The organism is Rathayibacter sp. AY1F3 (assembly GCF_002931975.1).
GTDB lineage: Bacteria > Actinomycetota > Actinomycetes > Actinomycetales > Microbacteriaceae > Rathayibacter.
Genome location: NZ_PSVF01000053.1, coordinates 1 through 6,754, shown reverse-complemented (window position 1 = coordinate 6,754; position 6,754 = coordinate 1). Strand labels below are relative to the sequence as shown.

Here is a 6,754-nt window from a genome sequence, read left to right as displayed (position 1 = left end):
GTCATCGGGTCTCCTTCGGGGCGGGGACGGGGCGCGGCACCTCGATGATCCGTCCTCGCGGAGCGCCTCGGGAGGCCGGGCGCGACCGCCCTGCTCCGCGCCGCTGGTCCTCATGGCGTCCGGAGGGGCCTCGAGGAGTTTCGCGCCCGCGCCGCGGCCCTCGGCGGAGGCCCGGGCGCGCGCGGATGCAGCGCTCCCGGCGTCCTCCCGGCCTGCCTGCGGGTCGTCGTCGGCGCCCTCCTCCTGCTGGCCGCCGGCCCGGCCTACACCGCGGCCGCCCTCGTCGCCGCAGCCCTCTGCGCACTCGCCCTCGCGCGCGCCGTCCGCCGCTTCGCCCAGGGCTCGGAGGGCGACCCGCCCGCCCCGGCCGCGGTCGCCGCCACGGCCGCGCTGCTCGCCTTCGCCACCGTCGCCGCGGCCCAGGGGATCCTCGGATTCACGGGCGTCCCGGCCCACCTCCGGGAGTTCGACCAGCAGGACCTGAGCTGGGCGGCCGCCCTCGTCGGAGTGGTCGCCGCGTGCGGCCTCCTGCAGCTGGCGGGACGCGCAGTGGAACCGATGGCCGCACCGGCGGCGGGCGTCAGGCGGCGCGGCTGATGCTCGGAGCTCCGACGCTCGATGCGCCTCCGCACCTCGTCCTCGACGGCAGCGCGGTGCGGCTCGCGCCCGCGCGCGGCTCCGTCGCCGTGATCACCTTCTGGATGCAGTTCCACAACTTTGGCACCGCCGCCCTGCACGACCTCGCCCTGTTCTGCGGCTCCTTCACCGACGGCTCGGGCGTCGAGCTCGACTACGACGAGGCCCCGGTCACCGTTGTCGGCCGGCCCGAGCGGGTCGCCCCGGGAGCGGGATTCGTGGCCGTCGCGCACTACACGATCGCGCCCCTGCGGGCACCGCGGACGCTCCGCCACTCCATCGTGCTGCGGGGCCGCACGAGCGACGACCGGCCCTTCACCGACGTCGCCGCGCTCGAGGTCCACGTCGATCCGAGGCGCACCCCGGAGGTGCGGTTCCGTCCCCCGATGGCGGGATCCGACACCTTGCGGTGGAGGTGAGCGACGATGCGATCGCATGAAGACTTCTCACCACCGGGCCGGATCGGCCAGGGTAGAGGGATCGCGTCGTACGGAGGACGCGCCAGAGGAAAGGACTCCGCCGTGAGGGGAATCGCAGAAGGCAGCCGACCGATCGTCGATCGCGGGGTGTCCCGTCGGGACACCGCGGCGGCCGCGTGGCTGGCGCAGAGCGGCGTCGACGTCCGCGCGAACGGCGCGTTCCGCATCGTGGCCGACACCCTCTGCAGCGACGGCGTCGACGTGCTCCGGATCTGGCACTCGCCGGCCCGCCTGCACCGCACCTCCGCCGCCGGCCCGGGCGTCCGCCTGATCATCCCGCTCGAGGGCGCGCTCGTGATCCAGCCGGACGATCCGGCGGCGCTCGAGGTCCGCGTCGCGCCGGGCGACATCGCCTTCCTCCACTGCGACTCCCCGTTCACGATCGTGACCGACACCCCGAGCGCCCGCACCGAGATCGCCCTCGACCGCCCGCTGCTGGGCCTGGTCGACTCGGCCGACCGTGGCGCCGTCGTCACCGAGGCCGACGCGGCCAGCCGCGGCATCCTGCTCTCGACCGTCAACGCGACCTTCGGCTCCACCCTCGACGCCGACTCCCCCGCCTTCCCCCTGGTGCGGGCCGCCGTCGAGCAGCTGGCGGGCGCTGTGCTGGCGACCTCGCTGCCGCGCGAGAGCAGCGAGGACGTCTACACGCGCGCCCTCGCCCTGATCGCCGCGATGTCCACCGACCCCCGCCTCTCGGTCCAGGAGATCTGCGAGCGCCTCGGCGTCCCGAAGCGGACGCTGCAGCGCACCTTCGCGCGGAACGGCACCACCGTGTTCGACGAGATCCGCCGCGCACGCCTCACGACCGCGCGCGCCCTCCTCGGCGGGAGCGACTCCCCGCCCTCGCCCGAGCACGTGCTGAGCAGCTACGTCCGCTCGCAGCGCCTGCGCCGCGACCTGCTCCACCTCGAGACGGTGCCCGCCTCGAAGCTGGGCTGACCGCGGGGCCGCAGCGCTCTCCGCGTCGACAGCCCCGTGGGCTAGGGAGGTCACCGCGCGGGCGCACGCCTCCCATCCGGACGCTCCAGCTCGGTCAAACCGTCTCCGCAGCCGCCCCGGGCTCAGCCCGGGTACGGCACCGACGCCGCCGGCCACCCCGAGGCCGCGAGCTCCGCGCGCAGACGGTGGTGGTGCTGCACGGCGCCGAGCGAGTCGGTGCGGAAGGCGATCGCGAGGGCCGCGTCGGCCCAGTAGGCGTCCCAGCCGGAGTAGCGCTCGAAGACTCGGTCGCCGACCGCGGCCAGCAGCTCCCAGGCGCGCGCCGCCGGGAGGTAGCCGGCGACGTAGGCGTAGCGGATCGCGCCGATCGTGCGCTCGGCGTCGCCCGCGAGCAGGAGCAGCGGCGGACGCCCGTCGACCGCCTGGGCGAGCTCGAGGAGGTGGAACTCGCTGCCGCCCGTGAGCGCGGCGACTCGGGAGCGCATCCGCTCGGCGTCGGCGGAGGCCGAGACCTCGGCGAAGCGGGTCGAGAGCGGCCCGCGGGTGAGCACGTCGGCGACCAGCAGCTCGACGTCGTCGGCCGAGGCGATGCGGAAGTCGCGGTCGAGCGCGACCCGGTGCTCGACGAGCGGATGCAGCGGCAGCTGCTGCCACGGCGCTCCCTTCGCTCCGTCGGCGTAGCGGCGCCGCAGCTCCTCCGGGAGCTCCGCCCACGAGGGCTGGAACGCGAGGGAGGAGTTCCAGCCGGCGAACGAGAAGTCGCTGACCGCGTCGAGCGCGAGCAGCTGCTGCTGGCGGAGGGACGGGGTCGGCGAGCCGGCCGCGCCGAGGTAGGCGAGCTGCTCGCGGCGCGGCGCGCGCGCATCCCACTGCTGGAAGCCGACCGTGGCGGCGAGCAGCCCGAAGGCCAGAGCGAACGCGAACGCCGTGAACGCGACGACGCTCTCGCCGCCGCCGAGCGCGAGCCCCCATGCGAAGCCGACCAGGCCCACCGGAGCCGCGAAGGCCGTCACCAGGAGGGCGCGGCGTCCGGCGCCCTGCCCGCGCCGGTGCGCATCGGCCGCCCGCGCGTAGCGCAGCCGGGGTCGGACGGGGAACTCGACGTCTCCGGGATGGTTCTGCAGCGGCACGGTCGCAGCCTAGGGGCGCGGGTCCCGTCGATGTGTGCTTGCCTGGTCGCATGACTCTCGCCGAAGCACTCCTCGAGCGGGCCGACCTGCAGAAGCGGATCGAGGCCCTCCAGTCGCGGATCGTCGCGAACGCCTCCTACCAGGAGGGGGAGGAGCCGACCGAGGACCCGGCCGAGCTGCTCGCCGACTGCACGCGCGCACTGGGCGAGCTCGAGCGGCTGGTCACGGCGATCAACCTCACCAACGCGACGGCGACCACTCCCACCGGAGAGGTGCTGACCGCGGCGCTCGCCCGGCGCGAGGCCCTGCGCGCCCGGCACAGCCTCCTGACCCGCGCGGCCGACGCGGCCGCCGGCGAGCGCGGCTACCGCCAGCTCCGGAGCGAGCTGCGCCGCCTGCCCGCGCTGCCGGTGCGGGAGCTGCGCGAGCAGGCCGACGCCGTGGCGCGCGAGCTGCGCGGGCTCGACGCCGATGTCCAGAGGACGAACTGGGGGGTCGAGCTGCAGAGCTGACACGAGACGCGGTGAGTCGGTAGGCGCACCGGAGCGAGCACGCACCGTCGGGCCGGCGGTTCATCCGGCCCTCTGTCACGCGGTGGGCAGCGTCCCGGCTCCGGCCGTCACTCACAGCCCAGCACCGAGGACCGGTGACCGCGCAGACAGGACACCTCATCACCATGTGCTGGCCGGTGCGCCGAGGGCGGGTTCGGGGACCTCACCGCGTCTCGGGCGTGCGCGGACGCACGTCGGGTCGGGCCGGGACCTTCCCGAGCGGGCGCGTGGGCGCACGCCGGGCTCGGGGCTGCGGCCCCTCGAACGGACACGTGGACGCCCGCCGGGTCCGGGCCGGCGTCCGGCCGCCCCCGCCAGGCCGCGCCCGCGCCTCCCCGCCGCTCAGTACTCGATGCGCCCGCGCCGGTCGTGGAACTCGCCCGTCGGCCCGTCGGAGCCGAGCAGGGCGAGCGCGACGGTCGCGTCCGTGCCCTCGGTGACGGTCTGGTGCCCGCCGTGCCCGTTGAAGTCGGTCGCGGTGTAGCCGGGGTCGCTCGCGTTGATCCGCATCGCCGGCAGGTTCTTCGCGTACTGCACGGTGAGCGCGACGACCGCCGCCTTCGACGCCGCGTAGGGGATCGCGGCGACGGGGAACTTGTCGTGACCCTCGGTGCTCAGCCAGCGCGGCCAGCCGACTCCGGACGCCACGTTCACGACGACCGGGGCCGCGGAGGCCCGCAGCAGCGGGAGCGCGGCCTGTGTGACGCGGACGATGCCGACGACGTTCGTCTCGAGGACGCCCGCCATCGCCTCCGGGGTGAGGTCGTCGACGCCGAACGAGGTGCCCAGCACTCCGGCGTTGTTGACGAGCACGTCGAGCCCGGGCAGGGAGGCGATCGCGGAGTCGACGCTCGCCTGATCGGTGACGTCGAGGCGGACGGGGCGGGCGCCGAGCGCGCGGGCGGCGTCGCCGTCGGCGGTGTCGCGCATGCCGGCGTAGACGGTGTGGCCCGCCTCGAGGAGTCGGCGGGCGGTCTCGAGGCCGAGGGAGCGGTTCGCTCCGGTGATGAGTGTCGTGGTCATGCGCCCATCCTGCGCGGGTCGTCGGGCCTCGACCAGGCCGCGCTCGACGGGGGGACCGTCAGTACCTGGCTCGGCGACGGCGGGCGGAGGAGGATGGGCGGCATGGAGGAGTTCGCCACGGTGCTGCGCTCGTGGCGCGACCGCATCCGTCCCGCCGACGTCGGCCTGCCCGCGGGCTCGAGCCGCCGCGCCACGGGCCTGCGCCGCGAGGAGCTGGCGGCGCTCTCGGGCGTGAGCGTCGACTACCTGGTGCGGCTCGAGCAGGGACGCGCGCGGAACCCGTCGCCGTCGATGCTCCGCTCTCTCGCGGTGGCGCTCCGGCTCACGGACAGCGAGCGCGACCACCTCTACCGGGTCGCCGGCGCCGCCGTCCCCTCGCCGGGCGTCGTGCCGCAGCACGTGAGCCCGGGCGTGCAGCGGATCGTCGACCGCCTGGGCGACGTGCCGCTCGCGGTGTTCACGGCGGCCCACGACATCCTGCTGTGGAACCCGCTCTGGGCCGCCCTCAACGGCGACCCCTCGGTGTTCACCGGGCTGGAGCGGAACCTCGTCTGGCGGCACTTCACCTCCGGACACGCGGGCACCGAGTTCGACGCGCAGCACGAGGAGGACTTCGCGAGCGACCTCGCGGCCGACCTGCGCGCGGCGACCGGGCGCTACCCGCGCGATCCGGCGCTCGCCGCCCTCGTCGCCCGGCTGCGCGAGGAGTCGCCCGAGTTCGAGCGGCGCTGGGCGGAGGCGCGCATCGCCGAGCACCGCGCGAGCCGGAAGACGGTGACGCGGACGCCCGTCGGACCGATCACGATCGACTGCGACGTGCTCACGGCTCCGGGCACCGACCTGCGGATCGTCGTCTACACGGTGGCGCCGGGCAGCGAGGACGAGGCGCGGCTCGACCTGCTGCGGGTGACGGGGCTGCAGGCGCTGAGCACGGCGCCGGCGTGAAGCGGACGGGCGCGGCTGGGGCGCGCACAGCGGAGCGGGGCGCTGGCTGAACCGGGCTGAGCTGAGTCGAGCGGGCTGAGCCGAGCCACCGGGCGGCGCAAGCCGGGCTCGTCCCACGGCGGGCGGGGCAGGCCGGGCTCGTCCCACGGCGGGCGGGACCGGCTCGGCGCGGCCGACGGCGCAACCTGCCGATGCGGGCGAGCGGCGGCGAGTGACGGCCGAGGTGGACGGCGAGACGCGTCCGCGGCGCCGACGTCCGCGTCCCCGGACCGCCCGCCACCCCTGCTCAGGACGAGCAGTACGCGGTGATGAACGCGTAGAGCTCGCCCTTCTGCTCGGGGGTCGCGGCGACGACGACGGTGCCCTGCCGGCCCGCGGTCTCGACGGTGACCGGCAGGCGCGTGCCGACCTTGTCCTCGGCGAGCGCGTGGGTGTCGCAGCGGGTGGGGACGGCGTCCAGGACCACGGAGTCGAGGGTCCCGGCGGGCACGGAGCGGTCGAGGGTCCAGGCGTCGGCGGCGTCGGGCGGCTGCAGCAGGATCGTGGCGTCGACGCTGCGGAGCACGAGGGGGGTGCCCCGGACGTCGGCGGTGATCGTGAGGCGCGCCGGCTCGTGCGCGGCGCCTCCGGACGTGTCGATCCGCAGGGCGAGGTCGGCGTCGACGGTGCGGGCGAAGCATCCGGACCGGGCGAGAGCGTCGACGAACGAGAACGGGTCGTCGGCGGGGTACGCGTGCTCGCCGTGGCCGTCGATGGCGAGGACGACCTCGAGCGCAGTGGGCGCCTCCGCGACCGGGCAGGCGGGCTCGGGCACGTCGACGCGGAGGTCGCGCGAGGTCCCGTCGGGGACGCCCGTGCCGCCGGTCCAGGTGAGCGGGACGGCGAGGCGCGGGTCCACGAGGCGGGCCGCGGTGACCTCGATCGGGGCGCCGCTGCCGTTGTGGACCTCGAAGGCCATGGTGCCGCCGGCGATGTCGGAGCGGTTCTGCTGGACGGAGACGGTGACCCCGGGAGCCGGGGCGGACGGGGCGGAGGAGCGGGCCGGGTC

General features: G+C 75.8%; 7 protein-coding genes. 4 read left to right on the top strand and 3 right to left on the bottom strand.

Annotated features, from left to right (window positions below):
• Positions 1–596 precede the first annotated feature (596 nt).
• Complete coding sequence (locus tag C5C39_RS16815) at positions 597–1,055, top strand: hypothetical protein (RefSeq protein WP_104353920.1); 459 nt, start codon at positions 597–599, stop codon at positions 1,053–1,055.
• A gap of 147 nt (positions 1,056–1,202) precedes the next feature.
• Positions 1,203–2,057, top strand: a complete 855-nt coding sequence (locus C5C39_RS16810) for a helix-turn-helix domain-containing protein (RefSeq protein ID WP_181027279.1) — start codon at positions 1,203–1,205, stop codon at positions 2,055–2,057.
• Positions 2,058–2,179: 122 nt separating this feature from the next.
• On the opposite strand, the gene C5C39_RS16805 is transcribed toward C5C39_RS16810, so the two are convergent.
• Positions 2,180–3,187: a DUF1266 domain-containing protein gene (locus tag C5C39_RS16805; protein ID WP_104314648.1), complete on the bottom strand. Its 1,008-nt coding sequence runs from the start codon at positions 3,185–3,187 to the stop codon at positions 2,180–2,182.
• Between the two features lie 50 nt (positions 3,188–3,237).
• Between C5C39_RS16805 and C5C39_RS16800 the strand changes: the two genes are divergently transcribed.
• A complete protein-coding gene (locus C5C39_RS16800; RefSeq protein WP_104224023.1) occupies positions 3,238–3,699 on the top strand; it encodes a DIP1984 family protein in 462 nt (153 codons plus the stop codon).
• Between the two features lie 381 nt (positions 3,700–4,080).
• On the opposite strand, the gene C5C39_RS16795 is transcribed toward C5C39_RS16800, so the two are convergent.
• Positions 4,081–4,761 carry an SDR family NAD(P)-dependent oxidoreductase gene (locus C5C39_RS16795; RefSeq protein WP_104353919.1) on the bottom strand — a complete coding sequence of 227 codons (681 nt, stop codon included), beginning with the start codon at positions 4,759–4,761 and terminating at the stop codon, positions 4,081–4,083.
• A 102-nt stretch (positions 4,762–4,863) separates the two neighbouring features.
• Here C5C39_RS16795 and C5C39_RS16790 point away from each other — a divergent pair, with 102 nt between their 5' ends.
• Positions 4,864–5,706 carry a helix-turn-helix transcriptional regulator gene (locus C5C39_RS16790; protein WP_104335349.1) on the top strand — a complete coding sequence of 281 codons (843 nt, stop codon included), beginning with the start codon at positions 4,864–4,866 and terminating at the stop codon, positions 5,704–5,706.
• A gap of 286 nt (positions 5,707–5,992) precedes the next feature.
• On the opposite strand, the gene C5C39_RS17675 is transcribed toward C5C39_RS16790, so the two are convergent.
• Positions 5,993–6,754, bottom strand: a 762-nt coding sequence (locus C5C39_RS17675) for a hypothetical protein (RefSeq protein WP_181136422.1), incomplete at its 5' end; no start/stop codon positions are given.

Excerpts from the sequence above, each read along its gene's own strand:
- C5C39_RS16815 (WP_104353920.1), top strand. The coding sequence starts at position 597 with ATGCTCGGAGCTCCGACGCTCGATGCGCCTCCGCACCTCGTCCTCGAC.
- C5C39_RS16800 (WP_104224023.1), top strand. The coding sequence starts at position 3,238 with ATGACTCTCGCCGAAGCACTCCTCGAGCGGGCCGACCTGCAGAAGCGG.
- C5C39_RS16795 (WP_104353919.1), bottom strand. The coding sequence starts at position 4,761 with ATGACCACGACACTCATCACCGGAGCGAACCGCTCCCTCGGCCTCGAG.
- C5C39_RS16790 (WP_104335349.1), top strand. The coding sequence starts at position 4,864 with ATGGAGGAGTTCGCCACGGTGCTGCGCTCGTGGCGCGACCGCATCCGT.